Genomic DNA, 17069 nt, shown 5'->3' with positions numbered 1-17069 from the left:
CAATTTATGGTAGCAAATTCATCTGAGTTACAGTTTAGTGGTGTCCTAAAATGTATCTTAAAAGAAGGCTTATTAACTGAAGCTGAAGCTGAAGCCCATACTAAAAAGGCTCAGCAAAGCGAAATACCGCTTATCAGCTATTTAGTTAACAACAAGCTACTCGATGCAAAAGTAGCTGCCAGTCACATCTCTACTGAATTTGGCGTGCCTTTTTTTGACCTGTCTGCGATAGATAAAACTATTCTTCCGTATAACCTGGTTAGCGAAAAACTTATACGTCAACATCATGTCCTACCTCTTTTCCAGAGAGGCAATCGCTTATTTCTTGCAGTATCTGACCCTGCCAATATTCAAGCGCTGGATGATATTAAATTTCATACCCGCTTAAACACTGAAATCATTCTGGTTGAAGAGGACAAACTAAGCACAAGTATCGAGGCTTTTATTGAAGCCGCTGATACAACAATGAGTGATTTGCTGGATGCCGATCTTGAGAATATTATTCTGACAGATGGTAACAATCAAGTTATAGAAGAAGATACCAGTGATATCGATGACGCCCCTATTGTTCGCTTTGTTAATAAGGTTTTATTAGATGCCATAAAAAAAGGCGCATCAGATATCCATTTGGAACCCTATGAGCGTAGCTTCCGTATTCGTTTTAGAAATGATGGTATGCTTTATGAAATTGCTAGCCCTCCCCCTATCATTGCCAATCGCATCATTTCGCGAATTAAAGTAATGGCCAAAATGGACATCGCTGAACGCCGGGTACCTCAAGATGGGCGTATCAAAATGCGTATCTCACGTAATAGAGCAATCGATTTTCGTGTAAGTACCTGCCCAACCCTATTCGGAGAGAAGGTAGTTTTACGGATCTTAGACCCAACTAGCTCCGAAATGGGTATAGAGGAACTGGGTTTTGAACCTGAACAAAAAGCACTATTTCTTGCCGCCATACAAAAACCCTATGGCATGATTCTGGTTACGGGTCCTACAGGTAGTGGTAAAACCGTCTCTATGTACACCGGTTTACATATTCTTAATACTCTGGAACGGAATATTTCAACAGCAGAAGACCCTGTTGAAATTACTGTCGATGGAATTAATCAGGTTAATATGAATATCAAAGCAGGCCTGACTTTCCCCATCGCTCTAAGAGCCTTCTTGCGTCAAGATCCCGATGTCATTATGGTCGGGGAGATTCGTGACCTGGAAACAGCAGATATTGCTATAAAAGCAGCACAAACAGGCCACATGGTACTCTCTACCTTACATACAAACGATGCGCCTCAAACCTTGAATCGGCTATTGCAAATGGGAGTCCCAGCTTACAATATCGTTTCTTCAATATTACTGATCATGGCACAGAGGCTTGCTCGGCGCTTGTGTGAGCGGTGTAAAACAGATGCAAAGTATCCAGATAAAATTTTACTGGATGCTGGCTTTAGTCAACAAGAGATAGGTACTTTTAAAGCCTATACAGCAGTTGGCTGTGATCATTGTAATGGTGGTTATAAAGGCCGTGTGGGTATTTATCAAGTTATGCCCATCAGTGACGAGATGCGCACCCATATTTTAGCCGGTGATAATGCCATCAAGCTTGCAGAGCAAGCAGCTACAGAAGGCTTCAATGATCTACGCCGGTCTGGTTTAGTAAAAGTCATGCACGGCATAACCTCAATTGAAGAAATAGACCGAGTAACCAGAGAATAATTATGGCAGATAACCTAACTCAAATAGATTTTGTCTGGAAAGGAAAAAACAAACAAGGCAAAGTTATAAAAGGGGAACTCTCAGCACTCAGTGAAACGGTTGCCCGTGCAGAACTACGCCGCCAGGGTACCCGTATTATTGCACTCAAGAAAAAACCAAAACCGTTATTTTCTAAAGCAAGATCATCAATTTCCAGCAAAGATATTGCAGTATTTTCCAGGCAACTTGCAACAATGCTAGAATCAGGGATTCCACTGGTACAAGCATTTGATATTATAGCCAAAGGAAATGAAAACCCTGCTATGGCTGAAATGTTATTTGCTATCAAGAACGATATTGAGGAAGGAGATACTTTAGCTCAGGCGCTTAAGAAACGTCCCATCTATTTTGATGAATTATATTGTAATTTAATCGAAGCAGGAGAACATGCCGGAATACTTGAAAGCTTACTGGATAAAATAGCGACCTATAAAGAAAAAACCGAAACAATCAAGGCCAAAATCAGAAAAGCGTTAACCTATCCGATTGCTGTTATTGTTGTTGCCTTTATTGTAACCGCTATTATGCTGATATTTGTTATCCCGGTTTTTAAGGACCTATTTGACAGTTTTGGTGCAGACCTACCTAGTTTTACTTTATGGGTAATGGGTATTTCTGACTGGATGGTTAACTATTGGTATTATCTAGTCGGTTTTATTGTAGCGGCCGTCTATGTTTTCATGTATTTCAAAAAACGCTCGAAATCCTTTAATTATTTTATTGACCGCGTCCTGCTGAAGCTCCCTATTATTGGCATGATCCTGCATAAATCAGCTATTGCTCGTTTCGCTCGCACCTTATCAACCATGTCTGCTGCTGGTGTCCCCTTAGTAGATGCTTTAGAATCCGTAGCCGGCGCAACAGGTAATATCGTATATTACAAGGCTGTTATGCAAATGCGTGAAAATGTTGCTACCGGCGAAAGCTTGCAATATGCCATGACACAAACTCATTTATTCCCGCATATGGTGGTACAAATGTTGGCCATCGGTGAAGAGTCAGGGGCTATTGATAAAATGCTACATAAAGTCGCAGATTTTTATGAAGAAGAAGTCGATAATCTAGTGGATAACCTGAGCAGCCTAATGGAACCTTTTATCATGGTTATTCTAGGTATTTTAGTAGGTGGATTAATTGTTGCTATGTACTTACCAATCTTCAAACTTGGCGCGGCTATAGGCTAAGCCTGAGGGGAAACCACACAGGTTTAATACCCAACTTATTCAAAATGGATATTACCAGCCTTTTTGAATTCGCTGTGATGGTCGCCGGATTTATACTTCGTGCGGTCACGGATGCGGTTGTATACTGAGCTGGTTTTTGTCGATAGCAAAGCCTGCCCCGTACTTGATACGGGGACGCTGAAACTGGCGCATAGATTGCTACGTAAAAGTTTCAGCAACGTAGTTATCGGCAAAACTCAGGCGCTAGAAATGCGCATCCGTGACAGTGCGAAGTATACCCACTTTATATTTATTTTCTCAAAAGCTATATGTCACCCTATTCTATTGTTCTAAATTCACCCGAGTTACTATGCCCCATCGTTGGCATTATAGGCCTAATGATTGGCAGCTTTCTTAATGTCGTTATATACCGGCTACCCATAATATTACAGCGCGGCTGGAAGCAGGAATGTCAGGAATTTCTTGAGCTTCCCGTAGAAAAGTCTGCTGAAATATTTAACCTTGCCCTCCCTGGCTCTCATTGCCCGGCATGTAATGCAGAAATAACCGCCTTGCAAAATATTCCAGTATTCAGCTATCTGTTTTTAAAAGGTAAATGTGCCCATTGTAAAACTAGTATTTCTCTACGCTACCCATTTATCGAAGCACTTACCGGGCTATTGTCTGTTATTGTTGCCTACCAGCTCGGCGGCCAAACGGAAACTCTGTTCGCTCTGATCTTAACCTGGACATTAATCGCTCTAAGCGGTATTGATTTTGACCACCAATTATTACCCGATAACATTGTGTTACCAATGCTCTGGCTAGGCTTATTTTTAAGCCTGTTCAATATTTTCACCGATCCAGTATCGAGTATTATGGGTGCCATTGCAGGATACTTATTCCTATGGACTATTTATCAGTTATTTAAACTGCTTACCGGTAAAGAAGGCATGGGGTATGGTGATTTTAAATTACTCGCCTTATTTGGCGCGTGGCTAGGTTGGCAATATCTGCCATTAATCATACTGTTCTCCTCTTTAGTCGGAGCCATTATCGGTACATCAATGATTATTTTCGTCAACCGAGATAAAAATATTCCTATTCCTTTTGGGCCTTATCTCGCCATAGCCGGCTGGATCGCTTTATTATGGGGCGAGCAACTGAACAGGCTGTATTTAACTCAGACCGGCTTATTATAAATAAACATGTACAAAGTAGGACTTACCGGCGGCATTGGCTGTGGCAAATCAACTGTTTCCGATCTATTTAAGCATTACACCATTCCTGTTATTGATGCCGATGAAATTGCTTATGCATTAGTTGTCCCAGGCCAGCCAGCTTTAAAAAAAATTCAGACTGTTTTTGGAGCCGCCTGTATCAATGCGAATGGCAGTTTAAATAGAGGCCTGTTACGTGAAAGTATTTTCCAGGATACTGAAAAAAAACAGCAACTGGAAAATATTATGCATCCTCTCGTTTACGCAGAAATAGACAGACAGCTCAACCAACTGACTAGCGCGTATGTTATTATTTCGGTTCCTCTACTACTAGAAACCCGAATGCAGCCGCTGGTTGATCATATTTTAGTCATAGACTGCCCTATGGAAATGCAGGTTAATAGAGTAAAATTAAGAGATAATCTCAGTGAAGAGCAAATTACTGCGATCATCAACAGCCAGGTAGGCCGTACAGAGCGCTTAATTCATGCTGATAGTGTTATTCACAATACTCTCGATATGAGTTACCTTAGCGAACAAGTAAACACCTTACACGACCAATTTCTTAAGCAAGCACAGTGACTACTGAATATATCAGCTACGAATTCCCTCTTAATGAACGCATGCGCGTGTTTATACGCCTTGAACAACTTTTTTTACAACTAGATCATTTCCTCGCTGGTTCTGGCATATGGGATAAACGCGCGACGGTTAGTACGCTGGTGGATATTTTACAAGTTTTTAGCCGCCATGACTTAAAAGCAGAAACGCTTAAAGAACTAGAGCGCCATTCCAATAGACTGAATCAATTATCAAACCACGAGGGCATTGATACTAAAAGGCTACGTAAAATTCTGGATGATTTAAACTCAACCAGCAAAATACTTTATGCAACGAATGGCAAAATAGACCTTTCCAGTATGAAAAGTGACTTGTTCCAGACCATTAGTCAGCGTAGTAGCATTCCCGGTGGAACCTGTTCATTTGATCTTCCTTCTTATCACTTTTGGCTAGAACAAGAGAAACAATGGCAAGATGAAGACCTGAATATGTGGATAAATCTGTTTTCACCTATTCGTGTAGCAATTGATTTAATTCTAAACTTTATTCGCTTGAGTGGTGCCGCTACGAATGAAACAGCACACATGGGGTTTTATCAAGCGACACTGGACCAGACACAACCCTACCAGATACTCATTATCAAGTTGTTACGAAGCACTCCCTATTTTGTCGAAATTAGTGGCGGAAAACACCGTTTTACTGCTCGCTTCATGCGTTCATCTTCAGGAAATATCAGACCTAAACAGGCAGAAACAGACGTGGAGTTTCTAGCTAGCTATTGTATTTTTTAGCACATTTTATAATCCTAGAAAAATCAGTTGGGCGCGGAATTATAGTGCAAGACATTGAATTAATATAATACTTTCAAAAAATCTTAGATTCACCCGTAGGTTAATCGGGTATTTTTTGGAAGTGCTGTGGAATCAATAGCTTGTGCTAGAAGCCGTGAGCAACTGATTTTTCTAGGATAATGACTTAAATACAAAATCACGTTGCGTTAACAGTTCCTATTTGTGCATAGAAAATGAATAGCACTTGTTAGTTAAATCTAAGTGATGCTTGGCATCGTTTATACCCAAAAGTTGTCTCTTTTCCGAAAAAGTTACTAATCTAAGGCATACTATGAATATTCTCATCACTGGCGGCACAGGTTTTATCGGCAAGGCACTCACTGAAAAGCTGCTCTCTCAAGATAATCAAATTTACATTCTTAGTCGCTCAGAGAAAAAAGTCAGCCAATTATTTGGCAATAAAGTGCAGACCTTAAACAATTTAAGTGAAATCACTGCACAGAGTCATTTCGATATCATTATCAACCTTGCTGGCGCGCCTATTATATATAAACGCTGGAGCGCTAAACGTAAACAAGAAATAATAAAGAGCCGTGTAGGCCTAACTAACCAATTGGTTAGTGCTATCGATATTATGCAACACAAACCTGACTTGCTAATTAGTGGATCAGCCACGGGTTATTATGGCAATCAGGGGGATACTGCTTTACATGAATCTTCCCCTGCACTAGATGATTTTGCACATCAATTATGTCTCGACTGGGAGCAAGCAGCACTAACAGCCGAAACATACGGCGTTAGAGTCTGCTTAATGCGTACTGGTCTGGTATTAGCAGCAGAAGGCGGCATGTTACAACGTATGCTAGGCCCATTTAAACTGGGTTTAGGTGGGCGGATAGGAAATGGACAACAATGGATGTCCTGGATAGACCGTGATGACTGGATAAATATCGCCTTAGCTATGATAAACACTCCCGAAATGCACGGAGCTTACAATGCTACAGCCCCGGACCCTGTGCGCAATAAAATTTTCACTAGTCGCCTGGCTAAACATTTGCATAGGCCTGCAATGCTCCCCATTCCCGCAATACTTCTCAAGTTAGCAATGGGCGAAATGTCCGAACTGCTTTTAGGGAGTCAAAATGTACTCCCCTTTAAATTATTAGAACAGGGGTTTAAGTTTAACTACCCTGATCTGGATAGTTCACTCAAACATTGCCTGATAGAGGAACAGCCGTAACAAGGACTTGCCTAATTAACTTGCAGATCTAAGTTTATTGGTTTTTTTGAAAATCATGCCTAATATTGTGCCAGCAATGCGATGTATTACATCAGATCATTCTAATATTACTCAACCTATGAATTTACACCTAATCCCAGGTTAACTGTATAAACCTTGAAAAATCAGTGGCTCACGGTTTCTAGCACAAGCTCTTGATTCCACCCCACTTCCAAAAAATGTCCGCTTAACCTATGGGTGAAGCTAAATTTTTTGAAAGTATTACATTAATTCAATATCTTGCACTATAAATTCGCGCTCAACTGATTTTTCTAGGATAAAGAGGCCATTCGATATAATCATAGTAATTTGAAAAAACTTAAACAACATCTATACTAATAGATGTGTAAATCACTTGGTAAATTTTAGTCAGAAAATATGTGGCAAAAAATCTGGTTCTGGTTGATCGGGAAAAAGAAGACAATACCCGTCAGCAACGATAACGTTAATTCTAGCGAAATTATTGCTATGCCTGTAGAACAGCTCAAGTATGGTATGTATATTTCTAAACTTGATATACCCTGGCTAGAGTCTCCCTTTAAATTTCAAGGCTTTACTATTGAAACAGACGATGATTTACATACACTACGAGAATTTTGTCAAATAGTTTACATTGATGTTAATAAACAAAAAAAGTGGATAAGCAATAAGAAAAGAAATGCTATTAAAGACCCAGCTAATGAATTTTTTTCTATCAATAACCCTCCCGAACATTTAGGTACCTTTGCCAAGGAAATTTCCCGGGCTGAACATAATTATAAAGAAGCGGGTATTCTGGTTGCTAAATTTATGGACAATGTCGCTGAAGGCGGTAGCATTGATGGGACTCAAGCTAAGCATGCAGTTTCGGCATGTGTTAATAGTGTTTTACATTCTCCAGATGCATTTTTATGGTTAACACAATTAAAAAATAAGGATCAATATACTGCGCAACATAGTCTGAATGTTTGTGTCTTATCTATTTTGCTTGGGCGTCATATTGGCCTTTCTGAATTACAACTAAATCATGTGGGTTTGTGTGGCATGATGCACGATATGGGGAAAATGTTAATTCCGCTCGACATATTAAACAAACCTGCGGAATTAGATAGCGGCGAATTAGAGGTAATGCGCACTCACACAACATTGGGCTATGAGCTTCTAAAATCTAGTTCGGATATGTACTCTGGTGCAATTAACACTGCTTTGACTCACCATGAACATATCGATGGCAAAGGATACCCTAGACGTATCAAAGCAAATCGTTTATCTCATTATTCAAATGTCGTTGCCATAGCAGATATGTATGATGCAATAACGAGTGATAGAGTATACAAGAAAGGTCAAACTCATCACCAGGCAACAAAGGTGATGCTTGACAGGTCAGGAAGTCATCTAGACCCTAAACTAACAATTAAATTTATTGAAAGCCTTGGTGTTTATCCGGCAGGTTGTTTTGTCGAACTCAGTAACGGTTCAATCGCTCAGGTAATTGAAGGTCAAAGCCTACTCAAACTAAGGGAGATGGAAAGAAATAATCATCCAGAACAACCAGGAGAAATGGTCAAAAACCATTTCTCCAACGATGGCATTCGGTCAACAAACTGATAATACGTCTTCATTGCTTTTTTACCTACCTTTACTCCTGTTTCATATATTTTTTCTGTTAATTTAACAATAGGTGCTTTGCCATTGTAGGTCATACTTTTGGCAAATTTTAAAGTTGTTTCAACTGTATCCATTATGTCGCCACTAATATGATTTTCATAGGCTCCCCATACTCGTTCAATTGGGTTATATTTACTATGATAAGGAGGGTAGTAGGCCAGTTTTATCTTTATGTTGCTTTTTTCAGCAAACTCCACAAGCCTTTTTATAAACTGAGTTCTGGAGCTACTGTTCTCCATACCATTGTCAGCGTTAATTGTCAGAATATCTACTCCATATTTTTCTTGAATTTCTGGCCAAATTTCTTCCAATCGGTCAACGATGAAATCACTGCTGGCATAGCCTGCTGTAAAGAAAAGGAAAAAATCATCATGTTCAGGCAGATAAAAACCAAAAGGAGTTAACTTTTCCTTAACATCTAAATCATGATCCTCTGCTTTTGTTAAAACCCGATTTCGTCCTCCCCGTGAAAAATTTCCTATATTCATTCTTGCTTTGGCATCAATTGATATACGAATCTCTTTTGGGTTGATATCTGCCATTCCATTGACTGAATGAACTTGTTCAAAAATTGCATCCGTTTCCTTGATTTTCTTATGAGGCTTTGTTTTTTGTACCTTTTTTGGATGGTAACTCAGGTCATTTAATTTTGTATTGATAGTTTTTGAGCAAGGTAATGTTTTTTCATCGTAATAATCAATCTCCAGTAAACGTTTTCTAACTTCTTTAGCCGTTAGCCGGGTATATAATCGACAGGAATTAAAAGAGGGATCCGTTTGACACTCCGGTTCAGCAATTTTTTTTATGTCATCAAGTAGATGAGGAAAATGCTCTTCACTTTTATTACGCCCTCTCGCTGAAAAATTATCTTCTATGGGCTGAGTTTCAAGTTCATATTGTCCTTTTCGGATAGTGCCTCTATTCCATCCTAGTTTTTCTTCAGCAATACTTGCACCACCTGAGCCTAGTAGCTCCACCGTTTCAGCCATGAATATACGACGTACCGAGCCTTTTAAACGATGGGCTGTATTTATAATCCAACCTATAATGCTATCTGTTAATATCAACAAGCTTATCTGCCTAGTGTGAGAATAAATTCAGAATTCATTATTATAAATTATTGAGACACAAGCTTACTTCGTTTGGATGATTATTTCTTTCCATCTCCCTAAGACCGAAAATATTATTAATTTTGGATCAAGATAAAAACTTTGTTGATAATAAAATTATTGATCTTGCAAATAGTCAATACAGTGCTGAAAACAAATTGCTTACTATTCGCGCTATAGTTCACCCAGAAGATTATCAAATTAACAGTAAAGAATATTATCAGCGTGAGAAGATTCCCGAGATAATCGAAAACTATGAATCAAAGTAGTTAAAGTGGATACCTCGTAGCAAAGACACCCACAAAGACAAGCATCACTTCCTGCCTATAAATAAGGCCTCTAAGTTTTACCCTTCTAACAGTCGTGTCAAGGCGATTGACGGGATAGCCAGACCCCTTTTCAAGATAATGTCAATCTATGCTTTGCCTGACGTGTAAGAGTCCAGGTTAAGTATATATGGCGACTTGTTGTCAGCAGCCAGCCATTTTGTTTATAACGTCTTGCACTAGTCATCAATTCAGCTGGCAATTCTATTAATGAAAAATCATTCGCTCGCACACGCACGGCGAAGTCTAGATCCTCGCCTATTTTAAGGCTTTCATCAAAGCCGTGCATATGTTCAAACAAAGACTTGCGCATAATAAACCCCTGATCACCAAAAGGAAGACCAAATAAACGTGAACGCACATTTGCAGCCCAGGCATTTAAACGTATCTGTTGCGGGCCATCCTTTGCAAATTTTAGTCTGAAATACCCCATGCCTTGCTTGTCTTTTGCAATATAGTTGTGTAATGCATCAATAACACCTACCGTGAAACGAGTATCTGCATGTAAGAACCATATCACCGGCCTGGAAGCCTGGGTAGCTCCCACGTTAAGCTGTCTTGCACGCCCTTGTGTCGTATGCATCCAGATTATATTATCTGGCAGGTTAAAATCTTTAGGAAGTGCCTGGCAAGCAGATAATATAATTTCAATATCTTCACCTAATACAGTTAATTCTTTAAGTAGATATTGCCAGGTATTGTCATCAGGACCTACAGGAATAATAATACTGAGCTTACTAACAACGTTCATCGTCTTTAACAACAAGCAGCGCCTGATTCCAGGGATATGCTGGTATTTGGCGGCGCACAATCAAACAAACCAAAGTGAGTGGTTTTATCGCCCAAAAAATCGAAGTGTTCTGCATAGCGACTGGATGCCAACATATCGTAAGTATTCCCACACACACGTAATGGCTTACCTTTTTCAAAATGGTGGTGATCATCTAAATCGAAAGCATGCAGATATTCGGCAATAGTTCCTTTATAAATAGCCAGTTGCCCAAAGTCCTCGCAACGATCTTCTAGTGGTATTTTAAAGGCTCGAATGGTGACTGAACGAAACTTGACCATACCGATTTTAGCTTCTACTTCCGGGTCTTCTAGTGCTATCGGACTTTCTTTAACTATACGAACATCTGGACAACCTAAATCTTGCATAATACGGCGAAAATCTTCCCAATATAAAGCCCCTCCCAAACACTCACCTAATAATACGGGTTCAATTTTTAGAGCTTCGGGTATACGTCGGTCCGCATAAACATCAGAAAAATAAATTTCACCACCTGGCCTCAAAACCCTAAATATTTCCGCAAGCACCTTTTCCTTATCCGGTGATAAATTAATTACACAGTTCGATACCACAAGATCAATAGAATTATCTGCAATACCCGCTGTGGCTAAGTCTTCCATATAGCCTTGCTTAAATTCTACATTTGAACTGACATACCCATATCGCTCGGCATGCCAGTCACAATGCTCTTTAGCTACAGCCAGCTGTTCTTCGGTCATATCAATACCTATCACATGGCCTGACTCACCTACTAAGCGGGAAAGTAAATAACAATCACGCCCGGTACCACAACCAAGATCCAGAACCGTAGCACCCATCAATGCAGGTGGTAAGGGCGTACCACAACCGTAATAGCGGGCAACAACTTCAGGATGTAAGTCTGATAATAAAGGTCGTAAATGCACCGGGACAGAGTCTAAAGTACAACAAGCGCTGGTTTTTAAATCTTCACTGGACTGTAGCACTTGGCCATAATAATTTTGTACTGATTCGCTGATCGTTGAGTTGGTCATGTAAGCTCCAAATAATAATGCTGAATTCTTGTTATTATAATAAAATTTGTTTAAATAAGTCGTAAAGAAAGTGAATTCCTTACTGTAAATATACAAATATTTACAGTACTTATTCAGCTATACAGTGTTTTTTTGCCCTCCTTCGACAAGTATAAATCCATTTTAAACACAATACTTCTCGTGGTTAAGGATGCGGAGAATATAGTGAGCTGTTTTTGTTGATAGCAAAGCCTGCCCTGTACTTGACACGGGGGCGCTGAAACTGGCGGTCGGGGTAGAAATACGGCGCGCGCAGGCTTAGGCCAATAGTTTATCCATGGTATCCTCTGTTTCCAGATTAGTAGCAAATAGCTATTGACCATACATCACGTTTCCGCAAGCCCCCCTACGATCCCAATGTCATTCGTTTAAGAAACACTCCTATTCGGTTAAGAATCAGATAAACTTCAACCCAACCCACATTCTTATGTTAAAAAATCAAGCGCTATTTCTCCGCGTATTCCATTGCTGTGCTGACTGTTTCGATTCTCTTGCGTAATGACGCCCCTTCCTTTTCTTGTGATAGTAACGTGAAATTGAACAAACCAACTCAGTCATCACCTGATTGATGTAAATACTGGGTGCATACAAAATCTCCTCAAGATGTCGGGCTACGGTCGTTAATGTATTTTTAAAGTTCACCTGAATGGTTTGCTCTGCCTCTGATTCTTCATCGACAGGAAGATTCAGCAAACTCGCCAGTAAATGCTCAGAGGCCCTCGCGCAGAGTCGACTCATGGTGATCAACACAAAGTGAGCGTACAGTTCTTGTTTGACCGTGCGCTCACTGCGTCCATGAAAATCATCAACCTCAACTAGCTTTTTGCTCACTTTATAAAGCTCCTCAATGCCCCAGCGATCATGATAGACCGATTTCAACGAATCAATGGTGTATTGCTTATCCATCAGCGTGGTGCCAATGCAATAACTCGTGCCATCAATGACATATTTGATGAGACGTATCTTTAACGGTACAAAGATCATCTGAGGAAATTCTTTTTTGATCTCTCTCTGACGCGCTTTTGTTGGCATCAGAGTGATGATTTCATCTATTTTATCACTGTCGATAAATGCATCAATCGCTTTCCCTGCTTGTCTTTTCATTCTAAAAACAGGGTGTACGCCCGCTTGAATGTGCTGGGATAAAGAGGCGTAAGAAAAATAACCGCGATCATAGACGCAAACGTCATTTGGCTCTAGTGTTTGTAAATGCGCCAAAGCACACTTGCGTTCATTGCCATGACTGACCAGATCAAAATCATAGGGGATTTTTGATTTAAGTTGATAGCAGCAACTGAGCAGGCCTTGTGGGTAATGGCTGTTTTGTTGTGGTGTGGCATAACCTGCTTTGATTAATTCTCGGGGCAGATTGATCTTGCTACCATCCACTCCAAACAGGCGATGTCCCAACCAGCGTTCTGATGTTTTCTCAGGACAGGCCTGGATAATGCGCTGGTTCAACTCGATAAAAATGGATTCATTCAGTTTTTTACGTGCCTCGGTAAAGGATGAGGCTGAAATGGCTTGTTTTTGGGGCAAGGGAAACTTCATCCGATGGCAATTGTGCCAGAATTCGGTAATGGTGGTGCCATAGCTCTGTGTGTTTTTTGAAAAAACCAGGCGAAAAATAAGAAAAACCAGTAATAATGAGTCTATCACCCGTTTGCGTTTTTGCCAGGTGGCATCGTAGGCAAGAGCCACCTCAGAGATGATATTGACAACCTTGCCCCATAAGTTTAAAAAGTCGTCATCAATGATCGATTTTTTTTGGCTGACAGGTTCATTTTTCAATACGGCTCTAAAGTGTGGATTAAGCGGAAAAACAAACAACTTCTTAATGGTGCCCTCTTTATTATCCGTCGCTTTTTGCCAGTCTTTGCCACTGGTTTCACCGATATGTGACCAATTAGCAGCGAGATAACAGGTGCCGTGGTATTGCGTGGTGTCCACAAAGGTTTCAATCAAGACGGGACGGTAAGCGTGCGTTTTATCCCAATCATCTGCAATTTGACGAGTCACGATAGACAAGGCGTGACTGGCTAAATTTTTGACTTTGACCCAGGGTAAAATCAAAAAACGGGTGTTATTAATGATCAGGTTTAAGCGTTGCTCCCTATCTTTCGTTTGCCAGCCAATCCAGTGATCACGGTCAGCCAGGTGCCAGACAGAGGCTGAAAACTGCAGGCAACCCAGGATTTGTCGTGTCGGTGTATTGGAGATGATAAAGTATTTTAAGGCCGCACCGATAGGATGACGATAACCCAGGTAATGATGCCGATCAACGAGCTCATTCCAAAGCGCGACATCCGCCTTATCTGTGACAACCTCTAATTCTATAGGCCCCAAGGAACTGAGCTCACATTCAATAGGTACACCAGGAACCGATTGTGATGTCCAGATGATCGGTTTTGATTCGCGTTTCTTTTGAACGCGTTTTACCGGTAAGCTGATATAGCCCAATTTTTCCAGCTTAGCTAAGGCGCTTAGGCAGGCATTAATTTTATTGCGTTTTTTTGCCGTGACCCAGTGCAAATGTTCGCATAGCGTTTCGGCAAGTTCGGTCAGGCTTAAGTTGGGGAACGTGTTAACGGTTTGCTGAACGTAGGCGAGTTCTTTTTTAGAAAAATAACGAGCAGAAAGTGTAAGGGGTTGGGTAATAGCTGTTGTCATTATGTTGCCTGCCTGCAAAAATTAAATTATCCATGCTTATGTTGGCAGATTAGATGGATATAGTCAAGGCAAAAAGTAACTGAGGAAAGTGTTGCTTAAGCTTATGAGTTTTAATCACTTTATTTTTTTTTGTTATTTTTGTATTTAAGTGAATGACATTGCCTACGATCCCGGACGGTCGGTTTTCCCGAGTCCGGTTCTGACCTTGATTAATACCTTCAGTCGCCTTCCCAAAGAGCATGAAGCTTAAGTGTTGACTCACATACACCCCTCTGCTCCTTAATTTACTTCCAAGGTTACCTCTAATATGTTCCTCGACCTTACATTGTCCGAGTACTCAAGAGGCTATCAAGCGCCCAGAGTCCCTTTGCATGTTCAAGGCGTTACCTTTCACACCGAGGCATCCAGCACCCCGTCAGCAGGAGTTACCCTGCCTTCATCGCTCATACGAACTCATGCGACAATCCTAAATCCTCCTTATGCCTACGGAATTAACCTTGAACATAAGGTCTTTGCAGGTTGCTGTCAACCCCTGCTGGAAGTAGGATCTTCCCGACGTTATCTCTACAAACCTTTCTCTGCGTGCAAGGCCCCCTACCCCGGCTGCTCTCATGGTGCATTTACCCGTTTCTTCCCACAAGACAACGGCCTTCCCAGCGCTATGAACTGGTCGGCGCTTGGCAATAACCCACACTGCAACTTCTGTGTGGCGTAGTTTTCGAGGCTGCAGTCATTCTCTAATGTTCCAGCCCGCAGATTTGCTCGCCCCCCAAATTGCTCCTACCGCAGAATTTCTCAACTCCAGGCAGTCAGGGCTTTTACTTCCCCGCATATTTCAGTCTGTTACCTCGCTGAACAGGGGATATACTAACCGTCCGTTATCGGGCAACTGACGGTGAAAGGACTTTCACCCTCCAAGATTTGCAGCCTTGTCGGCCGCTCCCATAGCTAACTACGTAACGGTTTCAGCAACGTAGTTACCGGCAAAAACTCAGCCGCTAGAAATCCGCATCCGTAACCGCGCGAAGTATAATATACACTGCTATTCTAAAAACCATGAAACGATGAATTTAGGATACATAGCTTAAATTGCTAAATAATTAATCAACTGACCCTGTGAAAAATGGCAAAATTAAATTACAATTATTACATATCTAATTGGGAAGCATTATCATTTGCTTTTATATTATTAAAAAGGAACCCAATGCTTAATAAACGATTTGTAATTATTCTTTCGGCATATCTAGCAAGCAATAGTTTAAACATCCTGGCAGAAACAACACAGTTGAGCTTATTAGCAGCAAAAAAGCTAACTCTGGAGCAGCAGTTAGGAAAAGAAATATTCTTTGATACAAACCTCTCAACACCAACTGGGCAGTCATGTGCCAGTTGTCATGATATTAAAACATCATTGACTGAACCAGAATCTAACTTCCCTGTTTCATTGGGTGCAGTAGCAGGTCGTACAGGTAGCAGAAATACTCCCTCCGCTGGTTATTCTGCATTTGCGCCAAATTTTCACTTCGATGCCGAAGAAGGACTGTATATTGGCGGTCAATTTTTAGATGGCCGAGCAGCCAATTTAAAGGAACAGGCCAAAGGGCCTTTTTTAAATCCTGATGAAATGAATAACCCCAACGAGCAATCTGTGATCGATAAAATCAAAGTATCCAGGTATGCCAATCAATTTATACAGGTTTACGGTGAAGATATTTTTGATAATACGATGCTAGCTTACGATAAAATGGCGCAAGCGATAGTAGCCTTTGAAAATACTTCAAGCTTTAATGGTTTTAGTTCCAAATATGATTACTTTTTAGCAGGACGGGTTAAATTATCAGCTCAGGAACAGAAAGGTTTAGCGCTATTTAAAGATGAAAATAAAGCCAACTGTGCTGCCTGCCATATCAGCACCACCGAGGACGGTTTAGCACCATTATTTACGGATTTTACTTATGATAATCTAGGAACTCCCTCCAACCCCGAAATTCTGTCAGTGAAAGGGGATGATTTTATTGATGTGGGCTTGGGACAAACAGTGGGTAGTGCTGAAAATGGTAAATTTAAAGTACCTTCCTTACGAAATGTTGCTAAAACAGCGCCTTATATGCACAACGGCGTTTTTTCTGATTTGAAACAGGTCGTTGAATTTTATAATACGCGAGATGTAGATGATACCTGGCCATCTCCAGAGGTTGCCGAAAATGTCAATACAGAAGAGTTAGGTGACTTAGGCTTAACTAATGAAGAGGTTGATGCGCTTGTTGCGTTTATGCAGACACTCACTGACGGCTATCAATTTTATACAAAACCCTCTGTTTCAGCGGCAAAAGATTTGCTAGATTTACCCTATATACGCGTAGAAGGAGCTAATCAGCCGGATAGTTTTTACGCTGCTAGCCTACAAGAAATTAATGACAATATTTACCAGCTTAGTCAAATAGAAGAAATATCGATCACTGATTATTCCACACTTGAGGCTATGCCCTACTATTCTTTAGCGACAGGGCTGCTTGAGTTACCAATATTATCAAGTAACGAAAATACTACTCAACCAGAGTCTTATACTGCACAGTTGAAATATATTCCTGCAACTACCGGTGCAATGACTTTTAAGCTACAGTATATTAAGAAATTGCAGTAATTTGAGTGAATTTTCTATGCATGATTATTTGCTGTACTTCGCACGGTGACGGTTGCGGATTT

General features: G+C 40.6%; 13 protein-coding genes. 9 read left to right on the top strand and 4 right to left on the bottom strand.

The window, feature by feature from the left end:
• Positions 1-6: 6 nt before the first annotated feature.
• The 7 genes from pilB to ACQY3F_RS06270 all read left to right on the top strand — a co-directional run bounded on the left by pilB (position 7) and on the right by ACQY3F_RS06270 (position 8356).
• Positions 7-1716: a type IV-A pilus assembly ATPase PilB gene (pilB, locus tag ACQY3F_RS06300; protein ID WP_428354055.1), complete on the top strand. Its 1710-nt coding sequence runs from the start codon at positions 7-9 to the stop codon at positions 1714-1716.
• Positions 1717-1718: 2 nt separating this feature from the next.
• Complete coding sequence (locus ACQY3F_RS06295) at positions 1719-2939, top strand: type II secretion system F family protein (protein ID WP_428354054.1); 1221 nt, start codon at positions 1719-1721, stop codon at positions 2937-2939.
• A 308-nt stretch (positions 2940-3247) separates the two neighbouring features.
• Positions 3248-4120: a prepilin peptidase gene (locus ACQY3F_RS06290; protein ID WP_428354053.1), complete on the top strand. Its 873-nt coding sequence runs from the start codon at positions 3248-3250 to the stop codon at positions 4118-4120.
• Positions 4121-4126: 6 nt separating this feature from the next.
• Positions 4127-4720 carry a dephospho-CoA kinase gene (coaE, locus tag ACQY3F_RS06285; RefSeq protein ID WP_428354052.1) on the top strand — a complete coding sequence of 198 codons (594 nt, stop codon included), beginning with the start codon at positions 4127-4129 and terminating at the stop codon, positions 4718-4720.
• Complete coding sequence (gene zapD / locus ACQY3F_RS06280) at positions 4717-5490, top strand: cell division protein ZapD (RefSeq protein WP_428354051.1); 774 nt, start codon at positions 4717-4719, stop codon at positions 5488-5490. Before coaE ends, zapD begins: the two co-directional genes overlap by 4 nt.
• 331 nt (positions 5491-5821) lie before the next feature.
• Positions 5822-6730 (top strand): TIGR01777 family oxidoreductase, encoded by a 909-nt coding sequence (locus ACQY3F_RS06275; protein ID WP_428354050.1) that lies wholly within the window; start codon positions 5822-5824, stop codon positions 6728-6730.
• 417 nt (positions 6731-7147) lie between these two features.
• The gene (locus tag ACQY3F_RS06270; RefSeq protein ID WP_428354049.1) at positions 7148-8356 is read left to right on the top strand and encodes an HD-GYP domain-containing protein; all 1209 of its coding nucleotides are present in this window, start codon (positions 7148-7150) and stop codon (positions 8354-8356) included.
• Here the strand turns inward: ACQY3F_RS06270 and ACQY3F_RS06265 are convergent.
• Complete coding sequence (locus ACQY3F_RS06265) at positions 8287-9483, bottom strand: ISAzo13 family transposase (RefSeq protein ID WP_428352931.1); 1197 nt, start codon at positions 9481-9483, stop codon at positions 8287-8289. The genes ACQY3F_RS06270 and ACQY3F_RS06265 overlap by 70 nt on opposite strands.
• A gap of 125 nt (positions 9484-9608) precedes the next feature.
• On the opposite strand from ACQY3F_RS06265, the gene ACQY3F_RS06260 reads away from it, so the two are divergent.
• The gene (locus ACQY3F_RS06260; RefSeq protein WP_428354048.1) at positions 9609-9794 is read left to right on the top strand and encodes a hypothetical protein; all 186 of its coding nucleotides are present in this window, start codon (positions 9609-9611) and stop codon (positions 9792-9794) included.
• Between the two features lie 130 nt (positions 9795-9924).
• Here ACQY3F_RS06260 and ACQY3F_RS06255 read toward each other — a convergent pair whose 3' ends face one another.
• The 3 genes from ACQY3F_RS06255 to ACQY3F_RS06245 form a co-directional block, all read right to left on the bottom strand.
• Positions 9925-10602: a hypothetical protein gene (locus ACQY3F_RS06255; RefSeq protein WP_428354047.1), complete on the bottom strand. Its 678-nt coding sequence runs from the start codon at positions 10600-10602 to the stop codon at positions 9925-9927.
• Positions 10603-10607: 5 nt separating this feature from the next.
• Complete coding sequence (locus tag ACQY3F_RS06250; protein WP_428354046.1) at positions 10608-11654, bottom strand: methyltransferase domain-containing protein; 1047 nt, start codon at positions 11652-11654, stop codon at positions 10608-10610.
• Positions 11655-12131: 477 nt separating this feature from the next.
• Positions 12132-14363 carry an IS4 family transposase gene (locus ACQY3F_RS06245; RefSeq protein WP_428354045.1) on the bottom strand — a complete coding sequence of 744 codons (2232 nt, stop codon included), beginning with the start codon at positions 14361-14363 and terminating at the stop codon, positions 12132-12134.
• Positions 14364-15486: 1123 nt separating this feature from the next.
• On the opposite strand from ACQY3F_RS06245, the gene ACQY3F_RS06240 reads away from it, so the two are divergent.
• A complete protein-coding gene (locus tag ACQY3F_RS06240; RefSeq protein WP_428354044.1) occupies positions 15487-17007 on the top strand; it encodes a cytochrome-c peroxidase in 1521 nt (506 codons plus the stop codon).
• Positions 17008-17069 lie beyond the last annotated feature (62 nt).

The organism is Methyloprofundus sp., assembly GCF_965251085.1.
Lineage (GTDB): Bacteria > Pseudomonadota > Gammaproteobacteria > Methylococcales > Methylomonadaceae > Methyloprofundus.
Note: the sequence above shows the minus strand (reverse complement) of the source record. Positions and strands in the feature narration are given on the sequence as shown.